Raw genomic sequence first — 25,012 nt, 5'->3', positions numbered from 1 at the left:
CCACGGCCTCGAACGCCGGGCGATGCTGAGCGGCATCCATCTATCTCGATCTCCGCGGAGGCCCGGATGCGCCGCTCCCCGCTCGTCGCCCTCGTCCTGACCGTCCTCCTGCTCGTCGCGCCCGGCGCGGCGCAGGCCGCCGCCCCCGACCGGGTCGCCGCCCCCGCCGTCGACCCGGCGGCCGTGCTGGCCGGGGTACGCACCGCCGGCACCGCCTGGGGTGTCGACCCCGCCACCGGCCGGATGACCCTCACCGTCGACGACACCGTCACCCCCGCCGAGCTGCGGGCACTGCGGTCAACGGCCGACCGGGCCGGCGCGCTCCTGCGCCGCGAACCCGGAACCCTGCGCACCCTGATCGCCGCCGGGCAGGGCATCTACGGCGGCGGTGCCCGCTGCTCGCTCGGCGCGAACGTGCGCAGCGGCAGCACCTACTACGTGGTCACCGCCGGGCACTGCACCACCACCGCCAGCACCTGGTACGCCGACAGCGCCCAGACCACGGTGCTCGGCACCCGTACCGCCACCAGCTTCCCCGGCAACGACTACGGGCTGATCCGCTACACCAGCCGGATCGCGCACCCGAGCGCGGTCTACACCTATCCCGGGCTGCTGCCCATCAACGGCCCCGGCAACGCGTACGTCGGGCAGGCGGTGTGTCGCAGCGGTGTCACCACCGGCGTGCGGTGCGGCACGGTCACCGGTCTCAACCAGACCGTCAACTACTCCACCGGCGTGATCTACGGCCTGATCCGCACCAACATCTGCGCCGAGCCGGGCGACAGCGGCGGACCGCTCTACGTGGCCTTCACCGGCCGCATCCTCGGCATCCTCTCCGGCGGCAGCGGCAACTGCACCTCCGGCGGCACCACCTACTACCAGCCGATCGCGGAGGTGCTGGCCGCGTACAGCCTGACGCTGCCCTGACCCTCGGTCGCACCGGCTTGCCCGTCCCAGGAGCGACACCATAGGCTCGGCGGCGCCCAGGACTCTCGCCGCGAGGACGTGTGCTCCCATGCCGACCGACCACCGACCTGACCTGGCGTCCGTCCCGGCCGGCTCCCCGCCGGTCGAGGTGGCCGCGGTCGGCGAGACGATGGTGGTGCTCTGCCCCGCGCCGGGTGAGCCGTTGGAGCACGCCGAACAGGTCGCCGTCTCGGTCGGCGGCGCCGAGTCCAACGTGGCCGGTTACCTGGCCCGACTGGGGCACCGGGCGACCTGGGTGAGCCGGGTCGGTGACGACCCCTTCGGGCGGGCCGTCGTCCGGCACGTCGCCGCCGCCGGCGTCCGGGTCGACCAGGTGGTCGTGGACCCGGGCGCCCCCACCGGCCTGTACCTCAAGGACCCTGGCCCGGAGGGCACCGCCGTGCACTACTACCGGGCTGGGTCGGCGGCCTCCCGGATGAGCCCGGAGACGCTGGCCGACCCGGGGCTCGCCGGTGCCCGTGTGCTGCACCTGTCCGGCATCACCGCGGCGCTCTCCGCGTCCTGCCGTGCGCTGGTCGAGCACGCGGTCACCGCCCGCCCGCTGGCGGGATCACTGGTCAGCTTCGATGTCAACCACCGGGCCCGGCTGTGGCCCGCCGAGCAGGCCGCGCCGGTGCTACGCGACCTCGCCAACCGCTGTGACCTGGTCTTCGTGGGCCAGGACGAGGCGGAAACGCTGTGGGGCACCACCGACCCGCTGGCCGTACGCCGGCTGTTGCCCACACCGCGGACGGTGGTGGTCAAGGACGGCGCGGTGGGTGCCACCGCGCTGTGCCACGACGCCGAGCCGGTGTTCGTACCCGCGCCCCGGGTGGCCGTGGTGGAGCCGGTCGGCGCGGGTGACGCGTTCGCCGCCGGCTACCTGGCCGGGCTGCTGCGTGACCTGGATCCCGTGCGGCGGTTGCGTCTCGGCCACCTGGTCGCGGCGCAGGCGTTGACCAGCAGCGGCGACAACGCCCCGGTCCCGCCGTGGGCCTGGTTCGAGAGGCTGCTCGCCGCCCCCGACGAGGCCTGGTCGCCGCTCGACCTGACCGGCGCGCCGACGCCGGTCTGAGTCGTCGGTTCCCGACCGGGCCAGCAGCCAACAGACTCACCGCGATCTCAGATGGAGTGGACCATGACCACAGCGGATTTCGACCACATCTTCGGCGGCGCCCGGGTGATGGCCATCCTGCGCGGCCTGCCGGTCGCCGAGACGGTCCGGCTCGCCGAGCGGGCCTGGGACCTCGGCATCGACGTGGTGGAGGTGCCGGTGGCCACCGCCGACGCGGTGCCGGCTCTGCGCGCCGCCGTCGAGGCGGGCGCCGAGCGCGGGCGGATCGTCGGCGCGGGCACCGTGCTCGACGTCGAGCAGGTTGCCGCCTCGGCCGACGCGGGTGCCGCGTTCACCGTCGCGCCCGGCCTGGACCTCGCCGTCGCCGACGCCGCCGCGGCGCGTGGCCTGCCGCACCTGCCGGGTGTGGCCACCCCCACCGAGGCCCAGCAGGCGCTGCGGCACGGCCTCACCTGGCTCAAGGCGTTCCCCGCGATCTCGCTCGGGCCCGCCTGGTTCAAGGCCGTCGCCGGGCCGCTGCCGCAGCTGCGGTTCGTCGCGACCGGCGGCCTGGACGCCACCAACGCAGAGGCGTTCCTGCAAGCCGGCGTACGGGTGGTGGCGGTCGGTTCCGCCCTGTCCGACCCGAAGCAACTGGACCGCCTAGCCAACCTGACAAGCCCAACCCGGTAAAACACCCCCCCCGCCCCCCGCCACCGGGGTCGAGGGCTTGGGCGAGGCTTGGGTGGCGGGTTTGCGCCATGGCGTAGGTGCGTCGCGGTGCGGTGGGTGGCGAGGGTGTGCGTGGCATTGATGCTGTGCTGCGTACCGCTCCTCGACACAAAGAGGTCATCTTGGCTCTGTCACACCGGCGTCGCCGACCCGGGCTGATCGCCCTCGGCGCCGTCCTCACCCTGGCGGCCGGGCTCACCCCACCCGCCGCAGGCGCGTCCGCCGCCCCGCCGAGCACGCCCGACCGGCCGGCCGGGCTTCCCCCGGCCGCCGCCGGACGCGCGTCCACCGTCACCCTGATCACCGGCGACACGGTCACCGTCACCACCGCGGCGGACGGCAGTACGGTCTCGACCGTGCGCCGGCCGGACGGCAGCACTCCGAGCTTCCACCGCACCGTGCTCGACGGCGACACCTACGTCTATCCGGACGCGGCGCTGTCCTTTGTCACCAGTGGTGTGCTGGACCGGCAGCTGTTCAACGTCACCGAGCTGATCGCCGACGGCTACGACGACGCGCACACCGACGCGCTGCCGCTGATCGTCACCATGACCGACGCCGCCGCCCGCAACCGCACCCGCCCGGCCGTGGACGGCGCCGAACTGGTCCGGCCGTTGGACAGCGTGCAGGGCGCGGCGCTGACCCGTCAGCGCGCCACCGCCGACCGGTTCTGGACGGCGCTCACCGCCGGCTCGGCCCGTCGTGCCGGTGGCACCCCGACCCTGGCCAACGGCATCGCCAAGGTCTGGCTGGACGGCCGGGTGCACGCCGACCTCGCCGAGTCCACCGCGCAGATCGGCGCGCCGACGTTGTGGGCCCAGGGCAACACGGCCGCCGGTGTCGACGTCGCGGTGCTCGACTCCGGCGCGGACGCCGAGCACCCGGATCTGGCCGGCCAGATCGCCGAGTCCAGCAGCTTCGTGCCCGAGGAGCCGGACATCCTCGACTACAAGGGACACGGGACGCACGTCGCCTCGACGATCGCCGGCACCGGCGCCGCGTCCGGTGGTGTCGAGCGGGGCGTCGCCCCCGGCGCCCGGCTGCACGTCGGCAAGGTGCTCAACAGCGAGGGCAGCGGGCAGAACTCGTGGATCATCGCCGGCATGGAGTGGGCGGCCCGGGAGCAGAAGGCCCGGGTCGTCAGCATGAGCCTGGGCGGTGAGGCCACCGACGGCAGCGACCCGATGAGCCAGGCCGTCGAGCGACTCAGCGCCGAGACCGGCGCCCTCTTCGTGATCGCCGCCGGCAACAGCGGCCCGGCCACCATCGGCAGCCCGGGAGCCGCCGACTCGGCGCTCACCGTGGGCGCCGTCGACTCCACCGACCACCTCGCCGACTTTTCCAGCCAGGGACCACGCGCGGGTGACGGCGGGCTCAAGCCCGAGATCACCGCGCCCGGCGTGGACATCCTGGCCGCCCGTTCGCACCTCGTCCGCGGTGGCTCCGGGGACTACACGCTGATGAGCGGCACCTCGATGGCCACCCCGCACGTGGCCGGCACGGCCGCCCTGGTCGCCGCCGCGCACCCCGACTGGACCGGTCAGCGGATCAAGGAGGCGCTGGTCAGCACGGTCAGGGCCACCCCCGGATACACCCCGTACCAGGCGGGTGCCGGTCGGGTGGACGCCGTCGCCGCCGCGAACGCCACGGTGTTCGCCACCCCCAGCGCCTACTCCGGCTTCCAGGCCTGGCCACAGCAGCCGGGGATGACCGTCGACCGGACGGTCATCTACACCAACGTCGGCGGCACTCCGGTCACGCTGAAGCTGGCCCTCGACGCGTCCACCGCGCCGGCCGGCCTCTTCGCCCTCTCCACCGACACGGTCACCGTGCCGGCGGGCGGCACCGCCACCGCGACGCTGAGCGCGGCGTACGACAAGCTCCCAGTGGAGAAGCAGGTCAGCGGCATGATCGTCGCCACCGACGACGCCGGTGTGGTCCGTGGGCGCACCTTGATCGGCGCCGGCAAGGAGGGCCAGCGGCAGAACCTGACGCTGGTCGCCAAGGACCGGGACGGCAAGCCGCTCGCCGGCAAGGTCATCCTCACCACCGACGGTCTGTTCACCGCCGTGGACCTGCCCGAGAGCGGCACCGCCACGCTGCGGCTGCCGGTGGCGAGCTGGACCGGTTGGATCTCCGCCGACGTGCGCGGCGTGAACGGGCCACGCTCCAGGGGCATGGCGATGCTCAGCTTCACCGACGTCGACCTGAACACCGACCGCACCGTCACCCTGGACGCGCGTGCCGCCCGGCAGGTGCGGGCCGAGGTGCCGCAGCAGGCCACCGCCAGCGCGCTGCGGATGGACATCCACCGGTCCACGAAGAACGGCCTCACCGAGAGTCAGGTGCTGCCCGACGACTCGTACGACAGCATGTGGGCGTTGCCGACGAGCCGTAAGGTCACCGACGGTGAGTTCGAGTTCGGTGCCCGGTGGCGCCTGGAGCAGCCGGCGCTGACGGTCTCCGCCGACGGCCGCTCGTACGACGATCTGTTGGTGAAGCGGGCGACCCCGGCGATGCCGGCCGGTCGTCGTCAGCTGGACGCGGTCCACGTCGCCGACGCGTCGGCGACCGGGTTGGCCAGGCGGCCGGTCCGCGACCGGGCGGTGGTGGTCCGGCGCAGCGACACCGCGGACATCGCCACGCAGGCGCAGGCCGCGGCGGCGGCCGGGGCGAAGCTGCTGCTGGTGGTCAACGACGGCGTCGGTCGGCTGCAACCCTGGGACGAGGCGCCGTGGAGCCCGGAGAGCCCGGCGCCGGTGACCGTGGCGACGCTCACCGCCGACGAGGGCGACCAGCTCATCGCGGCGCTGGAGCGCGGCCCGGTGCGGCTGACCGTGGAGTCGCACCCGGAGACCACCTACCTGTACGACGTGGCGCACCACTGGACCGGCACGGTGCCGGCCGACCCCACCTACCGTCCGACGAAGCGGCAACTGGCCCGGGTGGACGTGGAGTTCCGCAACTACCGGCAGGGCAAGGCGCTGGAGTTCCGCACCGACGTCTGGCGCGGCATGGCGTCGAGCAACCAGGAGCCCGCCCCGGCGCAGGGCCGGCGCACCGACTGGGTCAGCGCGGACCAGCGGTGGATCGACGACGCGTTCATCGCCGGTGAGACCGGCCAGCACCTGATGGGCGTGACCACCTACCCGGCCGGCAGGGCGAGCAGCGTCCAGTGGTTCGGGCCGATCCAGCGGCCCCGGATGGGTGGTCTGAGCCACGTGCCGGTCCGCTACCTGGACACCCTCTACCTGCCGGCACCCGGTTGGGGCGACGGTGGCGGCCACATCGGTGAGGCGTCGGGCAACTTCGACAAGGTCAACCGGACCACGCTCTACCAGGGTGACCAGGAGCTGAGGTGGGGCAACGCCGAGTACCTCCAGGTCCCCGGGTTGGCCGAGCAGCGACTGCCGTACCGGCTGGTGGTGGAGAACGACCGGGCGGCCTGGACCAACCCGTACTCCCGGCAGACCCGCACCGAGTGGGCCTTCAGCTCGGCGGCCACCGGGCCGGAGTCGGCGGCGGTGCTGCCGATGATCCAGCTCGACTACCGGGTGGCCATCGACTCCGACGGCAGGGCGTCGCGGCGGGCACCGCTGACCGTGGTCGCCTCGCACCTGCCCGACGTCCTGGGAACGGTCGGCGCGGTGACCGTCGAGGTGTCCTACGACGACGGGGCGACCTGGCAGAAGCAGCGGCTGACCCGGCACGGCGACGGCTGGCGTACCTCGCTGGCCGCACCGGCGAAGGCCGGCTTCGTGAGCCTGCGCACCACCGCCCGGGACGCCGCCGGCAACACCGTGAGCCAGAGCATCAGCCGGGCGTTCGGCCTGCGCTGACGCCACGGTGGCCGGCCGCCGGTCGGGGTGCCTCGCGCATCCCGGCCGGCGGCCGGTGCGTCAGTCGTGCTCCTCGGCGAGCTGGTCCCAGTCGGTGATCACCGGCAGCAGCTTCCCGGACAGCCAGGCGGGGCTCTGGTCGTCGTGGTGTGCGTCGCCGGGCACCCCGCAGGTGCCCAGCGGGACCACCCAACGGCTGTCCTCGCGCCGGGCCAGGTCCCACACGAAGCGCGCCGCCGGCCCCCGGAAGCACCAGTGGGTGACCCCGGGCACGCTGGACGTGGCCAACACGCAGTCGTGGTCGCCGTCGAGTCGAGGGCCGGGCTCGGCGTCCGGATCGGGCAGCGCCCGCCACGCCGCCAGCCGGTGCAGGTCCCCCCAGCGCACCGGGTCGCCCGCCGCGCCGGCGACCTCCTCGGCCGCCGCGCGCACCAGAGCGGCCACGTCCACGCCGGGCAGCGGCGCCGCGCCGAGCAGGTGTTCCAGCGCGTAACCGACGCGCGGCGTCAACGCCAACCAGGGCGCGAACACCTCCGGGTACGCGGGCGGCCCGGCCAGCGCGGCCAGCGCCGGATGGGCGGCGATCCGGCGTACGACAGCGGCCCGCAGGACGGCGAACCGCGCCGCGTCGGTGCTGTCGGCGGCCATCCGTCGGTCCCAGCGCCGCAGCCGTTCACACAGCGCGGCGGTGGCCGGGTCCAGCCCGGTCAGCTCTTCCAGCACCGCCAGCAGGGGCTCGGCCGAACCCAGGTACGTGTCGGTGTGCACCCCGGCCAGCGCGTCGGCCGTCCAGTCGTGACCGGCGTCGAGCAGCTCGGCGATCCGGTGGGCCCGGTGCGGCGGGGCGAACTCGACCCCGAGCGGGGCCGCCACTCCTCGCTCGTTGGCCATCACCGCCCGGCCGACCACGGTGGCCCGGGGCATCGGCGCGTACCAGCCCTGCCAGGCGTGCCCGGCATCCCACGCGGGGACCACCCGCCGACCGTTGTCGGGATGCCGCACCGGCACCGCCCCGGCGACCCGGTGCAGCAGCCCGCCGGCGGTGTCCGCGGCCTGCACCACGTTGACCGGCTCCACCCAGTGCCGCAGCGCGTGGTCCACATCGGTCACGGTGCGGGCGCGCAGCAGCTCCGGCAGCGTCGCGAAGCCCAGCTCCGCGCGAACCCGGGGCGGGTAGCGCAGGCTGACGGCCGTCTCGTCGTCCGGCCCGCCGACCACCACCGGACCCCGGTCGGTCTCCACCACCTCGACCTCGACCGGGTCCGCCCCGGCCACCTCGATCGTCTCCAGGTGGGAGTGCGCGGGTCGCCAACCGTCCGGGCCGAGCGCCTGCACCTGTCGGCCGTCGCGGCGCAGCCGCTCGGCGTACAGGTCCTGGTAGTCGGCCATCGCGTTGGTGATCGCCCAGGCCACCGCCCCGGTGTGCCCGAAGTGCGCGATGCCCGGCACACCGGGCACCGCCAGCCCGACCACGTCGTACTCCGGGCAGGCCAGCCGAATCTGCTGGTAGACGCCGGGATCCTCGAAGAACCGGTGCGGGTCCCCGGCGAGCAGCGCGGCGCCGGTGCCGGTGCGCTCGGCGGCCAGCAGCCAACCGTTGCTGCCGGCGACGGACGGCCCGTCGGTGGCGAACGCGTCGACCGCGTCCGGGCCGAGGCGCTGCGCCACGTGCTCCCGCCAGAGCTTGCCGGGGAAGCCCGCGAACAGGATGTGGTGGCCCAACCAGACCCCGAGCGGCGTCCACGGCTCCCACCGGCCCGGGGCCAGCCCAGTGGCGGCGAACTCCGGCGCGCGGGCCGCCCCGGCGGCGAGAGCGTCGTTGACCCCGGCCACGTACGCGCCCACCCACTCGGCGGTCGCCGGGTCGAGCGCCGCGTGGCAGCGGCGTGCGGTGTCGTCGAGCCGGACCAGCCGGGCGAACCGGTCCCAGTCGAGCGCGTCGACGCCGAGGAAGGCGGCACTGGTGCCCTGGGCGCGGTGCCGCTCCACCTCGATCTGCCAGGCCCGGTCGTACGCGGTCACCCGGCCCTGCGCCGCCGCCAACTCCAGCGGGTCGCCGGCACGCAGGTGCGGCACGCCCCACGGGTCGCGGAAACGCCGGGCGTCACCGTGCGGGCCGGTCCGCTCGCCGCGCTCGCTCACGCCGGCTCCGGCGCGAGGGTGGTGGCGCGACGCCGGGCCGCCGGAACGACCAGCGGGGTGCCGGTCTCCGGGTCGTCGATGACCCGGCAGGGCAGCCCGAACACCTCCGCGACCAGGTCGGCGGTGACCACCGATGCCGGCTCCCCGGCGGCCACCACGCGTCCGTCGCGCATGGCGATCAGGTGCGTGGCGTAGCGGGCCGCGTGGTTCAGGTCGTGCAGCACGGCGACCAGTGTGCGCCCCTGCTCCTCGTGCAGACGGGCGCAGAGGTCCAGGATCTCGATCTGGTGGGCGATGTCGAGATACGTGGTCGGCTCGTCGAGCAGCAGCAGCGGGGTCTGCTGGGCCAGCGCCATGGCGATCCAGACCCGCTGCCGTTGCCCGCCGGACAGCTCGTCCACCGACCGGTCGGCCAGGTCGTCGACACCGGTGGCGGCCATCGACTCCTCGACCACCCGCTCGTCCTCGCGCGACCACTGCCGCAGCAGCCCCTGGTGGGGGTAGCGGCCCCGGGCGACCAGCTCGGCGACGGTGATCCCGTCCGGCGCGATCGACGACTGGGGGAGCAGGCCGAGCGTGCGGGCCACCTTGCGGGCTGGCAGGTCGTGGATGTCCCGCCCGTCCAGCAGCACGGTGCCGGCGCTCGGGCGCAGCATCCGCGACAGCGCGCGCAGCAGCGTCGACTTGCCGCACGCGTTCGGTCCGATGATCACCGTGAACGAGTTGTCGGGCACCGCGACGGTCAGGTTCTCGGTGATGGTGCGCTGGTCGTAGGCGAGGGTCAGCGCGGTGCCGCCGAGTCGGGAAGTGCCGGGGTGCATGGGTGCTCCTTCGAGGGCGTCGCGGGTGTTCACAGCCGGCCCGCCCGGCGTTCCATCGCCAGCAGCCAGACCAAATAGCCGCCACCGATCACTCCGGTCACCACGCCGACCGGAAGCTGGTGCCCGGGAAACGCGCGCTGGGCCACCAGGTCGGCGCCGACCAGCAGCGCCGCGCCGAGGGCCATCGACGGCAGCAGGTTCGGGCCGGGCGCCCGGGTCAGCCGCTTCGTCACGTGTGGCGCGACCAGCGCCACGAAAGACACCGGCCCGGCGGCGGCCGCCGCGAACGAGACCAGCAGCACCGCCGCCGTGAGCAGCACCAGGCGCAGCCGGCGCACGGGCACGCCGAGGGCGCTGGCGGTGTCGTCACCCAACTCCATCATCCGCAGCGCCGGGCCACAGCCGATGAGCACCACGGGCGCCAGCACGACCAGGACGACGAGCAGCGGCCCGGCGTTTGCCCAGCCCCGCCCGTCCAGGCTGCCGGTGAGCCAGAGCACCGCACGGGCGGCGTCCATCAGCGGAGCCCGGGTCAGCAGGTAGCCGTTGACCCCGGTCAGGATCGCGGAGATGCCGATGCCGACCAGGATGAGCCGGAAGCCGTGCACCCCGCGTCGCCAGGCGAGCGCGTAGATCACCAGGCCGGTGGCGAGACCACCGACGACCGCGGCGCCGGCCAACGCAAGGCTGCTGCCGCCGAGGACGATCACGACCAGCGCGCCGGCCGACGCGCCCTGGGTGAAGCCGAGGATGTCCGGGCTGCCCAGCGGGTTACGGACCAGCGACTGGAACACCGTGCCGGCCAGCGACAGCGCCGCGCCGACCAGCAGGGCGGTGACCAGCCGGGGCAGGCGCAGCTCGTGCACGATGAACTGCTCCGCCGGTGTGCCGCCGCCGACGAGGGTGCGCAGCACGTCGGCCGGGCCCATCGGATAGTCACCACTGCCCAGGGCGACCAGGCCCAACCCGGCCGCCAGCAGGGCCGCGCCGACGCCGACGGCCAACGCGCGGGGCCGGAACCGCAACGACAACCCACCCGCCGTACGCAGAACGGTCATGCCATCACTCCGCTTCGCTGCGTGCTGGCGCGGCGCGCCACAGTGCTGAGCCCGCTGGTTCGCTCGCTGTGCTCGCTCACGGGTGGGCCACCTTCGCGCGGGTGACCAGCCACAGGAACAGCGGGCCGCCCAGCACGGCGGTCACCATGCCGACCTGGAGTTCTCCGGGTCGACCCAGCACCCGGCCGAGCACGTCGGCGCCGAGCAGCAGCGCGGGCGCGAGCACCGCGCAGTACGGCAGCAGCCAGCGCAGGTCCGGGCCGGTCAGCGCGCGCACCAGGTGCGGCACCAGCAGCCCGACGAAGACGATCGGGCCGCAGGCGGCGGTCGCCGCGCCGCAGAGCAGCGTGACCGCCACGATCACGGCGGCGCGGATCAGCGCGGGTCGGGCACCCAGAGCCCGCGCGGCGTCGTCGCCGAGCGCGAGGGCGTTCAGCGGGCGGGCGGCACCGAGCGCGACCAGCAGGCCGACCAGGATGAACGGCAGGACCCGGGTCACCGTCGCGGGGTCCGCGCTGGCCAGCGAGCCGACCGTCCAGAACCGCAGCCGGTCCAGCGAGGCCGTGTCCAGCAGCATCACCGCGCTCACGTACGAGTAGAGGGTGGCGTTGAGCGCCGCGCCGGCCAGCGCGAGGCGGGCCGGGGTTGCGCCACGCCCGCCGCCGACGGCGTAGACGAGTGCGGTCACCACCGCCGCGCCGAGCAGCGCGAACCAGACGTACCCGCCGATGGCCGTGACGCCCAGGAAGGCGGCGGCGGTGGCGACGGCCGCGGACGCCCCGGCGTTGATGCCGAGCAGCCCGGGGTCGGCGAGGGGGTTGCGGGTGAGGGCCTGCATGATCGCGCCGGCCACGCCGAGCGCGGCGCCGGCCAGCAGCCCGAGCAGGGTACGCGGCAGGCGCATCCGGTGCACCACCGCGTACTCGGTGGCGTCGCGGTGCAGGAGCCCGGACCAGACGTCGGCGAGCGGCAGGGCCTTCGCTCCGACCGCGATGCTGAGCACCACGATCACCCCGAGCAGCGCCACGGCGGCGACCAGGCCGGCGGCGCGGGCCGTCCGGGTGCCGCGCCGGACCGGGGGCGCGGCCGATGTCCTGTCCGGCACCGGCGGTGTCGCCTCGGTGACGGTAGCTGTGGCGTCCAGTGTGGGCTCCGGAGTTGTGGTGGCACGGCGGACCGCTGTTGACAATGACCGAGGTTAGGCTAACCTAACCCCGCTGCCCTGGTCGAGTCCGGCCAACCCTTGATCGAAAGACAACACCATGCCCGATGCCCTGTCCGCTCGTCGCCTCTCCCGCCGTGGTCTGCTGGCCGCCGGTGGCGCTGCCACGCTGGCCACCCTGCTCGCCGCCTGCGGCAAGGACGACACCGCGAAGCCCGCCGCCGGCAACGGAAGTGGTCCCTGGTCGTTCACCGACGACCGCGGCACGAAGGTCGAGGCGGCGGCCCGTCCGACCCGCGTCGTGGCGTTCACCGGCGTGGCGGCGGCACTGGTCGATTTCGGTCTCGACAAGCAGCTCGTCGGAGTGTTCGGGGAAACCAAGCGGGCCGACGGCACGGCCGACCCCCAGGCCGGCGACCTGAACATCGAGGCCGTCGAGGTCCTCGGCAACGTGTGGGGCGAGTTCAGCCTGGAAAAGTACGCGGCGCTGCGCCCCGAGCTGCTGGTCACCCACATGTACGACCCGGACGCGCTCTGGTACGTGCCCGACGAGAGCAAGAGCAAGATCCTCCCGCTGGCGCCCAGTGTGGCGATCACCACCGCCCGGGTGCCGATGACCAAGCCGATCGAGCGCTACGCCGCGCTGGCCGAGTCGCTCGGCGCGGACCTGTCCGCCAAGAAGGTCACCGACGCGAAGGCCCGCTTCGACGCCGCCGCCGAGGCGGTCCGGCAGGCGGTCAAGGCCAACTCCGGCATCAAGGTGATGGCCTGCTCCGGCAGCCCCGACCTGTTCTACGTCTCCAACCCGAAGGTCAGCACCGACCTGATGTACTTCGCCGAGCTGGGCGTCGACATCGTGGTGCCCACCAAGCTCGAATCCGGCGACTACTTCGAGGCGCTGAGCTGGGAGAACACCGGCAAGTTCCCGGCCGACCTGATCCTGCTGGACAACCGCAGCACCGCCCTTCAGCCCAAGGACCTCACCGCCAAGCCGACCTGGCAGCAACTGCCGGCCGTCAAGGCCAACCAGGTGACGCCGTGGGACGCGGTGCCCCGCTTCTCGTACGCCGGCTCCGCGCCGCTGCTGGAGAACCTCGCCACCGCCATCCGGAACGCGAAGAAGGTCAGCTGACGCCATGAGTACGAGTACCGTCGACCCGATCGCCCTGCAGTACCGCTTCTTCGCCGCGCACGTCGTACGGGCCTGTCGGGTCGGCGCCTCGCTGATCCGGGTGACCTTCGGCGGTGCGGACCTGGTCGACTTCGCCGGCGGTGGCCGGGACCAGAGCGTGTCGCTGTTCCTGCCACACCCCGGGCAGTCCGCCCCGGTGGTCCCGGTCGAGCAGGGCGAGGACTGGTTCGGCGGGTGGCGGGCACTGCCGGCGGACGTCCGTGCGGTGATGCGCTCGTACACCATCCGGGAACACCGCCCGGCCGACGCCGAGGTCGACATCGACTTCGTCAGCCACGGCGACACCGGCCCCGCCTCCCGCTGGGCGGCCCTCGCCGGGCCCGGCGACCGGGTGCTGCTGCTCGGCCCGAGGGTCTCCGACAACCGCAGCGTCTGCTTCCGCCCGCCGGAGGAGACCGACCTCGTGGTGCTCGCGGCCGACGAGACCGCGTTGCCGGCCACCGAGGGCATCCTGGCCTGGCTTCCGGCCGGCACCCGGGTCCGTGCCTGGATCGAGGTGCCGGACGCCGCCGACATCACGGACCTGCCCACCGCGGCCGACGCGGAGATCAGGTGGATCGTGCGCGGCAGCACCCCGCCCGGCAGTGACCTGCTGGTCAGCGCGATCCGTGCCGCCCGGCTTCCCGCCGGCGCCCCCTACGCCTGGATCGCCGGCGAGTCCGGCGTGGTGCGGGCGCTGCGCCGGCACCTGGTCGGTGAGCGCGGCTTCGACCGTCGGCGGGTGACCTTCGCCGGTTACTGGCGGCGCGGGCTGTCCGAAGAGGACCTGCGCGCCGAGGCGCTGGCCGGCGCATCGGCCTGAGTGGCGACCCCCATCCGAAACGCAGCACCCCCCGAAGCGCAGCACCGCCCCGAAGCGCACCGCCGCGCCGGGGGAGGTTCCGGCTGCCCCTCGTCGAGAACGTGGAAGGACTCCCCGTGACCGTGCCGACGTACCCCGTCGAGAACACCGCGCCGTCACCCGCGCCCGCCGCCGCGCGGGCCCACCTGTTGCACGACGGCTCGGTCGAGCAGTACCGGCGGACGATCGCCGACGGCGTCGACCGGGTCGCCCGCAAGGTGGCCACCGTGGACCGTCCCGTCACCGGGATCACCCCGGCCGAGCTGGCCCCCCTGGTCGACCGGGTGGACCTCAACCGACCGTTGGGAGATGCCGGCGCCGCACTGGACGAGCTGGAGGACGTCTACCTGCGCGACGCCGTCTGGTTCCACCACCCCCGCTACCTCGCCCACCTCAACTGCCCGGTGGCCATCCCGGCGCTGCTCGGCGAGGCGGTGCTCACCGCCGTGAACTCGTCCCTGGACACCTGGGACCAGAGCGCCGGGGCGACGCTCATCGAGCGGCGGCTGATCGACTGGACCGCCGAACGGATCGGCCTCGGTCCCAGCGCGGACGGCGTCTTCACCAGCGGCGGCAGCCAGTCCAACCTCCAGGCGCTGCTGCTGGCCCGCGAGGAGGCGTGCGTCGACGCGGTCGGCCCGGCGGCCCGCGCGGAGCTGCTGCCCCGGCTGCGGGTGCTCACCTCCGCCGCTGGTCACTTCAGCGTGCAGAAGTCGGCCAAGCTGCTCGGCCTCGCCCCGGACGCCGTGATCGCGGTGCCCACCGACGCCCGGCGACGCGTCCGGGCGTCGGCCGTCCGCGAGGAGATCGCGCGGTGCCGGCAGGCCGGGCTGGTGGTGATGGCCGTCGTCGCCACCGCCGGCACCACCGACTTCGGCTCCATCGACCCGTTGACGGAGCTGTCCGGGATCTGCGCGGCGACCGGCGTCTGGCTGCACGTGGACGCCGCGTACGGCTGCGGTCTGCTGATCTCGCCGACGCGCCGGCACCTGCTCGACGGCATCGAGCACGCCGACTCGGTCACCGTCGACTTCCACAAGTCGTTCTTCCAGCCGGTCAGCTCCAGCGCGCTGCTGGTCCGCGACCGGCGGGTGCTGCGGCACGCCACCTACCACGCCGACTACCTCAACCCGGCCCGGATGGTGGAGCAGCGCATCCCCAACCAGGTCGACAAGAGCCTCCAGACGACCCGCCGCTTCGACGCGCTGAAGCTCTGGCTGACCCTGCGGGTGATGGGCCCGCACGCGCTCGGCGCGCTCTTCGACGAGGTCGTCGACCGGGCCGCCGACGCCTGGCAGTTGGTCAGCGAGGACCCCCGCTTCGAGGTGGTGACCCGCTCCGAGCTGAGCACGGTGGTCTTCCGCTACCTGCCCACCGGCCCGGGCCGGGAGTTTGCCGACGCGGCCAACCTGCACGCCCGGGAGGCACTGGCCGCGTCCGGCCTCGCCGTGGTCGCCGGGACCCGGGTGGACGGTCGGCACTTCCTGAAGTTCACCCTGCTCAACCCGGCGACCACCGTCGAGGATGTCGGCTATGTGCTCGACCTGATCGCCACCCACGCCGGCCGGTACGTGCACGACCACGTCACCGCCGACCTGACCTGTCACGTCGGCTGATGCCGATTCTGGGCCTGGAGGGCCGGATGTCCACCCACGACTTCATCGCGATCGGGCTGGGCCCGTACAACCTGGGCCTGGCCTGCCTCACCGCGCCGATCGACGAGCTGGACGGAGTGTTCCTGGAGGCCCGCCCGAGCCTCGCCTGGCACCCCGGCATGCTGCTGGAGTCGGCGCGCCTGCAGACCCCGTTCATCGCCGACCTGGTCAGCCTCGCCGACCCGACGTCGCCGTTCTCCTTCCTCAACTACCTCAAGGAAATCGGCCGGCTCTACCCGTTCTACATCCGGGAGAGTTTCTACCCGCTGCGCAGCGAGTACGACGCGTACTGCCGGTGGGCCGCGGCGAAGCTGCCGAACGTGCGTTTCGGTCAGACCGTGACCACCGTGGAGTACGACCCCGCCGACGACCGGTACGTGGTGCGGGCCAGCACCGGCACCGGGGAGACCGTCGAGTACGCGGCCCGGCACCTGGTGCTCGGCACCGGCACCCCGCCGTACCTGCCCGACGCCGTCGCCGAGCTGCCCGGGGACGCGGTACACAACTCCCGCTACCTGGAGCACCGGGAGGCGCTGCGCACCAAGCGCAGTATCACCGTGGTGGGCAGTGGGCAGAGCGCCGCCGAGATCTACCACGACCTGCTCGGTGACATCGACCGGTACGGCTACCAGCTCAACTGGGTGACCCGTTCGCCGCGGTTCTTCCCGCTCGAGTACACCAAGCTGACGCTGGAGATGACCTCACCGGACTACGTGGACTACTTCCACGCGCTGCCCGAGGCGACCCGCTACCGGCTGGAGACCGAGCAGAAGGGCCTGTTCAAGGGAATCAACGCGGATCTGATCAACGAGATCTTCGACCTGCTCTACGCGCACACCGTCGACGGCCCGGTGAACACCCGCCTGCTCACCAACACCGAGCTGGTCGGCGCCGACCACCAGGACGGTGCGTACACGCTGGGGTTGCGTCAGGTGGAGCAGGAGCAGGACTTCACCCTGCGTACCGAGGGGTTGGTGCTGGCGACCGGGTACCACTACCGGGTGCCGGAGTTCCTCGCGCCGGTGCGGGACCGGATCCGCTGGGACGGGCGCGGCCGGTTCGACGTGGCCCGCAACTACAGCATCGACCACAGCGGGCGGGGCATCTTCCTGCAGAACGCGGGCACCCACACGCACAGCATCACCTCGCCGGACCTGGGCATGGGCGCCTACCGCAACTCCTGGATCATCCGCGAGCTGCTCGGCCGGGAGTACTACCCGATCGAGAAGAGCATCACCTTCCAGGAGTTCGGGGTGACGTCGTGAGCGTCGTCTTCGCCCGCGCCGACGATCGGCTCGGCGAGTTCGCCCTGCGTACGCTCGATCCGGACGCCGACGCCGCGCTGCTGCACACCTGGGTGACCCACCCGAAGGCGGCGTTCTGGCTCATGCAGGACGCCGACCTGGCCCAGGTGACCGAGGAGTACCGGCGGATCGCCGAGCACCCGCACCACGACGCCTACCTCGGACTGTGGCGGGGGAGTCCCGCCTTCCTCGCCGAGCGCTACGACCCGGCCCACGTCGAGCTGGCCGGCCTTTACGACCACCAGCCCGGTGACGTGGGCATGCACTTCCTCTGCGCGCCCGTCGGCGCTCCGGTGCACGGCTTCACCCGCGCGGTGATCGGCACCGTGATGGCGTGGCTCTTCGCCGACCCCACGACCCGGCGGGTGGTGGTCGAGCCGGACGTGCGCAACACCGCCGTGCACGCGCTGAACGCCGCCGTCGGCTTCGAGGTCGTCGGCCCGATCGCCAAGCCCGAGAAGGACGCGCTGCTCAGCGTCTGCACCCGAGCCCAGTTCCAGGCCGCCGACCGCGCCGCCACCGCCGACCGCGCCGCTGCCACCCGAACCGAAGGAGCCCCGGCGTGACCGCCACCGCCGTTCCCACCCAGACGCCCGCCACCACCGGGCACGCCGCGCCCGGCGACCCGGTCGGGCACCTCACCCCGCAACGCTGGGCCCGGGCCAACCGGCTGCTGGTGCGCAAGGCGCTCGCCGAGTTCACCCACGAACGACTGCTCGCCCCGCAGCCCGTGCCGGGCCCCGACGACCGGCAGTTCTACGAGGTCCGCAGCGACGACGGCACGGTCACCTACCGCTTCGCCGCGCGGGTGCTCGCCCTGGCGCACTGGCAGATCGACGCCGACAGCATCACCCGGCACCGCGACGGCACCTCCCTGGCACCGGACGCCGTGGATTTCATCGTCGAGCTGCGCGACACCCTCGGACTCTCCGCGCGGGTGCTCCCGGTCTACCTGGAGGAGATCACCTCGACGCTGGCGGGCACCGCGTACAAGCTGGCCCAGGCCGCGCCGAGCGCCGCCGAGCTGGCCACGGCGGACTTCCAGACCATCGAGACGTCGATGACCGAGGGTCACCCCTGCTTCGTGGCCAACAACGGCCGGCTCGGCTTCGGCGTCGACGAGTACCACCGCTACGCCCCCGAGGCCGCCGAGGCCGTACGCCTGGAGTGGCTCGCCGCCCACCGGGACCACTCGACGTTCAGCAGCGCCGCCGACCTCGACTACGACGCGCTGATCGAGGGCGAGCTGGACGCGCAGACCCGGGCCCGGTTCGCGGCCACGATGGCCGACCTGGGCCTCGACCTCGCCGACTACCACCTGATCCCCGCGCACCCGTGGCAGTGGTGGAACAAGCTGGCGGTCACCTTCGCCGGGGAGCTGGCCGAACGCCGGCTGGTGCACCTCGGCCCCGGGCCGGACGCGTACCTCGCCCAGCAGTCCATCCGTACCTTCTTCAACGTCAGCGAGCCGAGCCGGCACTACGTGAAGACCGCGCTGTCGGTGCTGAACATGGGCTTCATGCGGGGGTTGTCGGCCGCGTACATGGCGGCCACCCCGGCGATCAACGACTGGCTGGCCGGCCTGATCGCCTCCGACGAGGTGCTGACCGGCACGGGCCTGACCGTGATCCGGGAACGGGCCGCGGTGGGTTACCGGCACCGGCAGTACGAGGCGGCGACCGAGCGCACCTCCCCGTACCGGAAGATGCTGGCCGCCCTGTGGCGGGAGAGCCCGGTGCCGAACCTGGCGCCCGGGCAGCGGCTGTCCACCATGGCCGCGCTGCTGCACGTGGACGACGACGGCGGCTCGCTGGCGGCGGCCCTGATCGCCCGGTCCGGGTTGAGCCCCGAGGTCTGGCTGCGTCGCTACCTGGACGCCTACCTGACCCCGCTGCTGCACAGCTTCTACGCCCACGACCTCGCGTTCATGCCGCACGGCGAGAACGTCATCCTGGTCCTCGACGAGCACGACACCGTCCAGCGGGTGATCTTCAAGGACATCGCCGAGGAGATCGCGGTGATGAGCGCCGACGTCGAGCTGCCCGCCGAGGTGGAGCGGATCCGCGTCGACGTGCCCGACGACACCAAGCTGCTGACCATCTTCACCGACGTGATCGACTGCTTCCTGCGTCACCTCAACGCGGTCCTGGTCGAGGCCGGCGTCCTCGCCGAGGACGACTTCTGGCGTACGGTCGCGGCCTGCGCCGCCGACTACTTCGACCGGGTGCCGCACCTGGTCGAGCGGGTTCGCCACTACGACCTGTTCGCACCGGAGTTCACGCTGTCCTGCCTCAACCGGCTCCAGCTACGCAACAACCAGCAGATGATCGATCTGGCCGACCCGTCGGCGGCTCTCCAGTTCGTCGGCACCCTCGTCAACCCGCTGGCGGCCCACGCCCCGACCCGCTGACCATGATCGGGTCTGGTCAGGATGCGCGCCAGCGGGTGCAATGGTGCCCATGGGATTCCTGAGTACCGCAAGTCTGCTCGTCGCCGTCCTGACCACCGGCCTGACCGCCGGGCTGTTCGCCGCCTTCGCGTACGCGGTCATGCCGGGCCTGGGTCGCACCGACGACCGGACGCTGGTGCTCGCCATGCAACGGATCAACGAGTCCATCCTCAACGGGTGGTTCGCGGTCTGCTTCGGGGGCGCGCTGCTGTTCACGCTGCTGGCGGCGGGGCTGCACCTGGGCGCCGAGCGCCGGGCGGCGCTGCCGTGGATCGGTGCCGCGCTGGTGCTTTACCTGGTGGTGCTCGGCGTCACCGCGGTGGTCAACGTGCCGCTGAACAACGTGCTGGCGCGCGCCGGCGAGGTCGACCGGGTCAGCGACCTGCCGGCCCTGCGGGAGCGTTTCGAGATCACCTGGGTACGCGCCAACGTCGTCCGGGCCGTCGCCTCGACCGGTGCGTTCGGGCTGCTGGCGTGGGCCCTGGTCGAGGCGGGACGGCTGGCCGGCTGAGCCGGGTGGTGGCTCAGCCGGTCTGCTCCGCCGTGCCGGCCCGCTGGAACGCGCGGGCCAACTGGGCCAGGTCGAAGCCCTCGAAGTGCTGGAGGAAACGGCGGCGTACGGCGGCCAGGTGACTGGGCCAGGACTCCTGGAGGCGGGCGAAGCCGTCGTCGGTGAGGACGGCGTTCCAGCCGCGGGCGTCCTCCTCGCACCGTTCCCGCCGGGCCAGGCCCTGTGTCTCCAGCCGGATGATCGTGCGGGTCATGCCGCTGAGCGACAGGTGGCAGAGCGCGGCGAGCTCGTGCATGCGCATCCGCCGTTCCGGTGCCTCGGAGAGGTTCATCAGGGCGATGTACTCGGTCAGTGGTAGCTGACGGTCACCGACCATGTCTGAGTCGATCGTGCGGGGCAACACGTGCATCACCTGGCCCAGTGCGCGGACCAGGGCCTCCTCATCAGGGGTGAGGGGTTGCGGAGTCGCTGCGGAGGGGTTGGGCATTCTCATATCATACTTGTTTGACTGAGCAAATGGTTACCCTCCGTGTGAGCACGGCCATAGGCAGAGTATTTGCTTGACCAATCAAGCACCGGTTAGCGTTCGGGCCGTCAGGCAAGGACCTCTGAAAGGGCATCACACATGACCAGGATCGGGATCATCCTCGGAAGCACCCGTCCGGGGCGTAACGGTGAAGCCGTCGCCCGCTGGGTGCTGGAGATCGCCAAGCAGCGCTCCGACGCGGAGTACGAGCTGATCGACCTGCTCGACTACCAGCTGCCGCACCTCGATGAGGCGTACCCGCCCTCGATGGGTCAGTACTCCCAGCCGCACACGCTGCGCTGGGCCGAGACGATCGCCTCGTACGACGGGTTCATCATCGTCACCCCCGAGTACAACCACTCCACCTCGGGCGCGCTGAAGAACGCGATCGACTTCCTCTACGCCGAGTGGAACAACAAGGCCGTCGGCTTCGTCAGCTACGGCTCGGTCGGCGGGGCGCGTGCCGTGGAGCACCTGCGCCTGATCTCCGGTGAGCTTCAGATGGCCGACGTGCGGTCGCAGGTCGCGCTGTCGCTCTTCACCGACTTCGAGAACTTCAGCACCTTCAAGCCCAACCAGTTCCAGCAGGACGCGCTGACCACCACGCTCGACCAGGTGGTCGCCTGGAGCACCGCGCTCGCTCCGCTGCGCAAGGGCTGACCGTCCCAGAGCTTTCCGGCGGCGGCCGCGGGATCCTTCCCGCGGCCGTCCGCGCATGTCGCTCCGACAGCTGAAACCGACCGAGCAGGAGCGAGGGGGTCAGCCGATGTCCTGCTGCGGCGCGGGTGGCGCGTCACCGGAGAGCTTTGCGCGTACCTGCTCTCCGCGCGGGTGGTTGATCGCGGCAAAGATCTCCAGCGCGTCCCGCCAGGCGTGGCGAGCCCCGTCGGTGTCGCCCGAGGCGTGTCGGCAGTCACCGAGGTGGTGCAGCGTCTCCGCCTCGTAGTAGCGGTCGCCGAGGCGCCGGTACATCTCAATGGCCTGCTCGTAACGTTCGCTCGCATCGGAATGCCGTCCGAGCTGGTGGAGGCTGTATCCGATGCTGTCGAGGGTGTGCGCCTGGTATGTCGGATCGTCGAGGGTCTCGAAGATCTTCAGCGCCGCCGCACAGTGGTGCAGAGCGTCGGTGTGACAGCCCTGCAACGCCAGGTACCAGCCCAGAGCGTTGAGCGCCTGGGCCTGGCCAGCCAGATTGCCGGAATCCTGATAGTGGGCAAGCGCTGCCCTGGCATGGCGTACGGCCGACGCGTGGTCGCCCATCTGCTCGCGGGCGAATCCCATCGCGCGTTCGGTGCGGGCCTGACCGTCGATGTCGCCGGCCTGAACGAAGAAGGTGAGCGCTCGGGTCTGGTGCTCAAGTGCCTCCTGGAACTTCCCCAGCTGCGCCAGCGCGTTGCCGATGTTGCGCGACGCCACGCCCTGCGCGCGAGGGTCACCGATGGCGCCACCCGCGTCCAGGGCGAGACGGAACAGCTCCGCGTACTCCGGCCAGTAACCCTGCCGGTGCAGGTAGGTGGTCATGCTCCAGGGCAGCAGGAACGCCGCGTCGTGCAGGCCGAGCGTGGACGCGAGTCTGGCCGCCGCCGACAGGTTCTTGTGTTCCTGTTGGAACCAGGCCAGTGCGCTGCGGTACGAGTCGAAGCGCGGCGGTGGACCCGGGGCGTCCGGCCTGGGCGCTGGGAAGGTCTCCCGCAGGGGATCGAGCAGCCGGTCGCCGGTGAGGCTGCACTGCAGGAAGTAGGCGACGAGTCCGGACTGGGCCCGAAGTCGATCGACGTCGGTCTCCTCCTCCTGGGCGCGCTCGAAGGCGTATGCCCGCAGGAGGTCGTGCATCCGGAACCGGCCCGGGCGATACTCCTCGACGAGATGCAGGTTCGTGAGGACGGTCAGCAGGGCGCGGGTGTTGGTGGCGTCGGCAGCCAGCAGGCTCGCCGCAGCATCGACTGAGACGTCTGCGCCGGTGTTCAGCCCGAGCAGCCGGAACAGTCTCGCGGCTGGCTCATCGAGGGCTCGGTACGACCCGGAGAAGACCGTCCGAAGGTCGGATTCCCGGTCGTCGAGCTCGAACTGACTGAGCTGGGACCGGCTGTGCTCGGCCTCGGCCGCGATCCGTTCGAGCGATGGCGTCGGTGCGACGACGACCCGAGCCGCGATGATGGCCAGACTCAACGGAAGTCCCGCGCACAGTGCCAGGAGGGCAGTGGACGCGTCGGGGGCACTGTCCAGAAGCTCGACTCCGACCGTCCGTGCCAGCAGTGACCGCGACTCCTTTTTGCTCAGTGTGTCGAGGGTGAGTGGTAGAGCCCCTTCCCTGGCAACCAGGCCGGCGAGCCGGTTCCTGCTGGTGACGATCGTGACGCAGGTCGGTGCGCCTGGCAGCAACGGTCGTACCTGGTCAGAGGTGGCGGCGTTGTCCAGTACGATCAGGATCCGCTTACCGGCTACCAGGCTACGAAAGAGGCTGACCTGCGCGTTGAAGCTCGACGGGATGCGTCCGGGAGACACGTTGAGCCCGTCGAGAAGTTCGCGGAGCGCTTCCGGGGGCGCCGTCGGCCGATCGAGGTTGAAGCCCCGCAAGTTGAGGTAGAACTGCCCGTCGGGAAACCTCTGCGAGGCGGCGTGTGCCCAGTGCAACGCCAAGGTCGTCTTCCCGATCCCGGCTGCGCCCTGGACAACCGCCACTCGTCCAGGATGTGTGATGAGCCCGTTGAGGTGATCGAGCTCGGCCTGGCGGCCCACGAAGTGACGAGGTACGGCGGGTAGCTGTCGGGGAACGACGAAGCTCTGGCTGTCGACCGCCACCGGGCCGGCCGCGATTCGCCGTTGGGCAGTGGCCCAGGCGCGTTCCCAGTCCCGATAGCGGCGTGAACCAGTGTCGACGCCGCACACGTTGAGAAAGGCGCGCAGCCAGGTCAGGGTTGGCAACTCACCACGCTCGACCTTGCTGATCTTCGAACGGGTCAGCCGTACCTCGGTGTGTCGGGTGCGCTGGTCGATGTCCCAGGTGCTGAGGCCGGTCGACGTCCGGAGTCGTCTCAGCAACGCACCAAGCTCGTCGGACGTCGTCACGTTCGTGGGGTCCACGTCCCATCCCGATCTGGTCCGGAGTCGGATGCTGTCTCCCATGATGGCGCTGGATCAGCCACGGTAGGCCCGACGACCGGGCAATCTTCGGCCGCGCCGTCTCTCTTTGTCCCGGACGAACCCGCAGCACGCAAGGTCCGAGATGGTCGTGGCACCGCAGCGCGAGACTGCGAGCCACCTCCACGTCACCATCCTCGGGAGCGCAGAGATGATCAAGCTTCGTCCGGCACTGCTGACCAGTGCCGCAACGGCGGCGACCACCTCCATCTGGGAGCAGATCGTCGCCATGATCGAGCCGATGCCGGACGCTCGGTTCGGAAACATCGTGCTGTACGCCGCCCTGTGGCTGTTGGTCTACCGCCTGCTCAACTGGCTGCTCGACTGGGCGGTGCCACCTGGCCGGACGGTCCCGGCCGCCGACGGTCAGCCGACCGCCTGCACCTGCGACCCCGCGGACCAGGGGCGTAGTTCAACCGAAGGTAGATGACTAACCTCGTCACGATGGGCCACCCTGTCAGCGCGGTCCGGCCTCCGCTGTGGAGAGACCGCACCTTCGGCACGTACTGGATCGCGCAGTCGCTCTCGGCGGCCGGCGACTCGTTCGCGTACCTGGCGGTGCCGCTGCTGGTGCTCCAGGCGACCGGGTCGGTGGCGCAGATGGGCCTGCTCACGGCCGCCGCGGGCGCGGCATCGGTCGTCGCGGGGATCTTCGGAGGGGTGCTGGTCGACCGGTACGACCGCCGCACGCTGATGATCGTGGCGGACCTGACCCGCCTGGTGCTGTACGGCCTGGTGCCGTTGGCATGGCTGGCAGGCCCTCAGGTGTGGCTGCTCTTCGTCGTGCTGCCGATCTGCGAGGCCGCCGGCATGGTGTTCCAGGTCGCCGCCGTCACCGCGGTCCGTAACCTCGTCGATCGTGATCGGCTCACCGAGGCCAACGGCCGTTTGCAGGCGACGTACGCGTCGGCGGCCGTCCTCGGGCCGCTGCTCGCCGGCGTGGTGTCGGCCCGCTTCGGCCCGTCCACCGCCATCGCCGTCAACGCGGCGAGTTTCGCGCTCTCCGCGGCCGGACTGTGGCTGATCCGACTGCGACCCGCACCGGCCGACGGCACCGCGGCGGTGGCCCGGGAGCGGCCGTTGGCCGAGTTCCTGGCCGGGGCGCGGTTCCTGTGGCGCCAGCCCGTGCTGCGCGCGCTGACCGTCCTGCTGTCGGTCTTCATCTTCCTGACCTACGGCTTCGTCGACGTGCTGATCTACCACGTCACCCATGACCTCGGCGGCTCCGAGGGCACCGTCGGCACGGTGCTCGGCCTCGCGGCGCTGGGCACGGTCGCCGGCGCGCTGCTGGTGGCCCCGCTGCGCCGACGGCGCGGGTTCGGCGCGACCTGGATCGGCGCCCACGCGGTCTGCGGGTTCGCGGTGGCGGGCGTCGGCATCGCGACGAGCGTGCCCGCGGTCACCGCGCTGACCGCCGTGTACCTCTGCTGCCTCAGCATCGGCGGCATCTGTTCCATGTCGCTGCGCCAGGAGATCACCCCTGACCACCTACTCGGCCGGGTCACGTCGGCGTTCTGGAGCACGCACTACGCGCTCGGCCCGGCTGGCGCAGTTGTACTGACCTGGGCCGCCGCCCGCTTCGGCGTCGCGGCCGTCACGCTCGCGGCCGGAGCGGGGTG

The 25,012-nt window shown here is 72.3% G+C and carries 20 protein-coding genes; 14 read left to right on the top strand and 6 right to left on the bottom strand.

The features are described from left to right. The first annotated feature begins 66 nt into the window (after positions 1–66). From LADH09A_RS05330 to LADH09A_RS05315, 4 genes are all read left to right on the top strand, one after another. Positions 67–927 carry a S1 family peptidase gene (locus LADH09A_RS05330; protein WP_238643606.1) on the top strand — a complete coding sequence of 287 codons (861 nt, stop codon included), beginning with the start codon at positions 67–69 and terminating at the stop codon, positions 925–927. Between the two features lie 88 nt (positions 928–1,015). Further along, positions 1,016–2,041, top strand: coding sequence for a sugar kinase (locus LADH09A_RS05325; protein WP_238643605.1), 1,026 nt, complete (start codon positions 1,016–1,018; stop codon positions 2,039–2,041). Positions 2,042–2,104: 63 nt separating this feature from the next. Then, complete coding sequence (locus LADH09A_RS05320; protein ID WP_238643604.1) at positions 2,105–2,713, top strand: bifunctional 4-hydroxy-2-oxoglutarate aldolase/2-dehydro-3-deoxy-phosphogluconate aldolase; 609 nt, start codon at positions 2,105–2,107, stop codon at positions 2,711–2,713. A gap of 161 nt (positions 2,714–2,874) precedes the next feature. Further along, positions 2,875–6,591, top strand: coding sequence for a S8 family serine peptidase (locus LADH09A_RS05315; protein WP_274529059.1), 3,717 nt, complete (start codon positions 2,875–2,877; stop codon positions 6,589–6,591). Between the two features lie 60 nt (positions 6,592–6,651). Here LADH09A_RS05315 and LADH09A_RS05310 read toward each other — a convergent pair whose 3' ends face one another. The 4 genes from LADH09A_RS05310 to LADH09A_RS05295 all read right to left on the bottom strand — a co-directional run bounded on the left by LADH09A_RS05310 (position 6,652) and on the right by LADH09A_RS05295 (position 11,801). Next, positions 6,652–8,733 (bottom strand): penicillin acylase family protein, encoded by a 2,082-nt coding sequence (locus LADH09A_RS05310; protein WP_238643603.1) that lies wholly within the window; start codon positions 8,731–8,733, stop codon positions 6,652–6,654. Beyond that, positions 8,730–9,554, bottom strand: a complete 825-nt coding sequence (locus tag LADH09A_RS05305; RefSeq protein ID WP_238643602.1) for an ABC transporter ATP-binding protein — start codon at positions 9,552–9,554, stop codon at positions 8,730–8,732. Before LADH09A_RS05305 ends, LADH09A_RS05310 begins: the two co-directional genes overlap by 4 nt. Positions 9,555–9,583: 29 nt before the next feature. Continuing rightward, a complete protein-coding gene (locus LADH09A_RS05300) occupies positions 9,584–10,612 on the bottom strand; it encodes a FecCD family ABC transporter permease (protein WP_238643601.1) in 1,029 nt (342 codons plus the stop codon). A 76-nt stretch (positions 10,613–10,688) separates the two neighbouring features. Then, a complete protein-coding gene (locus LADH09A_RS05295) occupies positions 10,689–11,801 on the bottom strand; it encodes a FecCD family ABC transporter permease (RefSeq protein ID WP_372492228.1) in 1,113 nt (370 codons plus the stop codon). Between the two features lie 73 nt (positions 11,802–11,874). Between LADH09A_RS05295 and LADH09A_RS05290 the strand changes: the two genes are divergently transcribed. The 7 genes from LADH09A_RS05290 (at position 11,875) to LADH09A_RS05260 (ending at position 19,726) form a co-directional block, all read left to right on the top strand. After that, positions 11,875–12,906 (top strand): ABC transporter substrate-binding protein, encoded by a 1,032-nt coding sequence (locus tag LADH09A_RS05290; protein ID WP_238643600.1) that lies wholly within the window; start codon positions 11,875–11,877, stop codon positions 12,904–12,906. A gap of 4 nt (positions 12,907–12,910) precedes the next feature. After that, positions 12,911–13,768, top strand: a complete 858-nt coding sequence (locus LADH09A_RS05285; protein ID WP_238643599.1) for a siderophore-interacting protein — start codon at positions 12,911–12,913, stop codon at positions 13,766–13,768. A 116-nt stretch (positions 13,769–13,884) separates the two neighbouring features. Next, positions 13,885–15,423, top strand: coding sequence for a pyridoxal phosphate-dependent decarboxylase family protein (locus tag LADH09A_RS05280; RefSeq protein WP_238643598.1), 1,539 nt, complete (start codon positions 13,885–13,887; stop codon positions 15,421–15,423). 26 nt (positions 15,424–15,449) lie between these two features. Further along, positions 15,450–16,727, top strand: coding sequence for a lysine N(6)-hydroxylase/L-ornithine N(5)-oxygenase family protein (locus tag LADH09A_RS05275; protein ID WP_238643732.1), 1,278 nt, complete (start codon positions 15,450–15,452; stop codon positions 16,725–16,727). Continuing rightward, positions 16,724–17,332: a GNAT family N-acetyltransferase gene (locus tag LADH09A_RS05270; protein WP_238643597.1), complete on the top strand. Its 609-nt coding sequence runs from the start codon at positions 16,724–16,726 to the stop codon at positions 17,330–17,332. Before LADH09A_RS05275 ends, LADH09A_RS05270 begins: the two co-directional genes overlap by 4 nt. Continuing rightward, a complete protein-coding gene (locus tag LADH09A_RS05265; RefSeq protein ID WP_238643596.1) occupies positions 17,329–19,176 on the top strand; it encodes an IucA/IucC family protein in 1,848 nt (615 codons plus the stop codon). Before LADH09A_RS05270 ends, LADH09A_RS05265 begins: the two co-directional genes overlap by 4 nt. 49 nt (positions 19,177–19,225) lie before the next feature. Further along, positions 19,226–19,726, top strand: coding sequence for an anthrone oxygenase family protein (locus LADH09A_RS05260; RefSeq protein WP_308194474.1), 501 nt, complete (start codon positions 19,226–19,228; stop codon positions 19,724–19,726). 13 nt (positions 19,727–19,739) lie between these two features. Here the strand turns inward: LADH09A_RS05260 and LADH09A_RS05255 are convergent, their stop codons facing one another. Then, positions 19,740–20,213 (bottom strand): MarR family winged helix-turn-helix transcriptional regulator, encoded by a 474-nt coding sequence (locus LADH09A_RS05255; RefSeq protein ID WP_238643594.1) that lies wholly within the window; start codon positions 20,211–20,213, stop codon positions 19,740–19,742. 138 nt (positions 20,214–20,351) lie between these two features. Between LADH09A_RS05255 and LADH09A_RS05250 the strand changes: the two genes are divergently transcribed. After that, entirely contained in the window at positions 20,352–20,912 is a 561-nt protein-coding gene (locus tag LADH09A_RS05250; RefSeq protein WP_238643593.1) for an NADPH-dependent FMN reductase, read from the top strand. A 99-nt stretch (positions 20,913–21,011) separates the two neighbouring features. On the opposite strand, the gene LADH09A_RS05245 is transcribed toward LADH09A_RS05250, so the two are convergent. After that, positions 21,012–23,336 (bottom strand): ATP-binding protein, encoded by a 2,325-nt coding sequence (locus LADH09A_RS05245; protein ID WP_238643592.1) that lies wholly within the window; start codon positions 23,334–23,336, stop codon positions 21,012–21,014. Between the two features lie 208 nt (positions 23,337–23,544). On the opposite strand from LADH09A_RS05245, the gene LADH09A_RS05240 reads away from it, so the two are divergent. Then, a complete protein-coding gene (locus LADH09A_RS05240) occupies positions 23,545–23,823 on the top strand; it encodes a hypothetical protein (RefSeq protein ID WP_238643591.1) in 279 nt (92 codons plus the stop codon). Between the two features lie 14 nt (positions 23,824–23,837). Next, a partial coding sequence (locus LADH09A_RS05235) for an MFS transporter (protein WP_238643590.1) occupies positions 23,838–25,012 on the top strand: 1,175 nt, incomplete at its 3' end.

The sequence above is a fragment of the Micromonospora cabrerizensis genome (genome assembly GCF_022230955.1).
Classification (GTDB): domain Bacteria; phylum Actinomycetota; class Actinomycetes; order Mycobacteriales; family Micromonosporaceae; genus Micromonospora; species Micromonospora cabrerizensis.
This window is presented reverse-complemented; position numbering and strand designations above follow the sequence as displayed.

What these genes read in the sequence shown, in the direction of transcription:
- LADH09A_RS05290 (WP_238643600.1), top strand. Translation starts at nt 11,875, where the DNA reads ATGCCCGATGCCCTGTCCGCTCGTCGCCTCTCCCGCCGTGGTCTGCTG.
- LADH09A_RS05255 (WP_238643594.1), bottom strand. Translation starts at nt 20,213, where the DNA reads ATGCCCAACCCCTCCGCAGCGACTCCGCAACCCCTCACCCCTGATGAG.
- LADH09A_RS05300 (WP_238643601.1), bottom strand. Translation starts at nt 10,612, where the DNA reads ATGACCGTTCTGCGTACGGCGGGTGGGTTGTCGTTGCGGTTCCGGCCC.
- LADH09A_RS05240 (WP_238643591.1), top strand. Translation starts at nt 23,545, where the DNA reads ATGATCAAGCTTCGTCCGGCACTGCTGACCAGTGCCGCAACGGCGGCG.
- LADH09A_RS05250 (WP_238643593.1), top strand. Translation starts at nt 20,352, where the DNA reads ATGACCAGGATCGGGATCATCCTCGGAAGCACCCGTCCGGGGCGTAAC.
- LADH09A_RS05260 (WP_308194474.1), top strand. Translation starts at nt 19,226, where the DNA reads ATGGGATTCCTGAGTACCGCAAGTCTGCTCGTCGCCGTCCTGACCACC.
- LADH09A_RS05275 (WP_238643732.1), top strand. Translation starts at nt 15,450, where the DNA reads ATGTCCACCCACGACTTCATCGCGATCGGGCTGGGCCCGTACAACCTG.
- LADH09A_RS05325 (WP_238643605.1), top strand. Translation starts at nt 1,016, where the DNA reads ATGCCGACCGACCACCGACCTGACCTGGCGTCCGTCCCGGCCGGCTCC.
- LADH09A_RS05330 (WP_238643606.1), top strand. Translation starts at nt 67, where the DNA reads ATGCGCCGCTCCCCGCTCGTCGCCCTCGTCCTGACCGTCCTCCTGCTC.
- LADH09A_RS05320 (WP_238643604.1), top strand. Translation starts at nt 2,105, where the DNA reads ATGACCACAGCGGATTTCGACCACATCTTCGGCGGCGCCCGGGTGATG.
- LADH09A_RS05305 (WP_238643602.1), bottom strand. Translation starts at nt 9,554, where the DNA reads ATGCACCCCGGCACTTCCCGACTCGGCGGCACCGCGCTGACCCTCGCC.
- LADH09A_RS05285 (WP_238643599.1), top strand. Translation starts at nt 12,911, where the DNA reads ATGAGTACGAGTACCGTCGACCCGATCGCCCTGCAGTACCGCTTCTTC.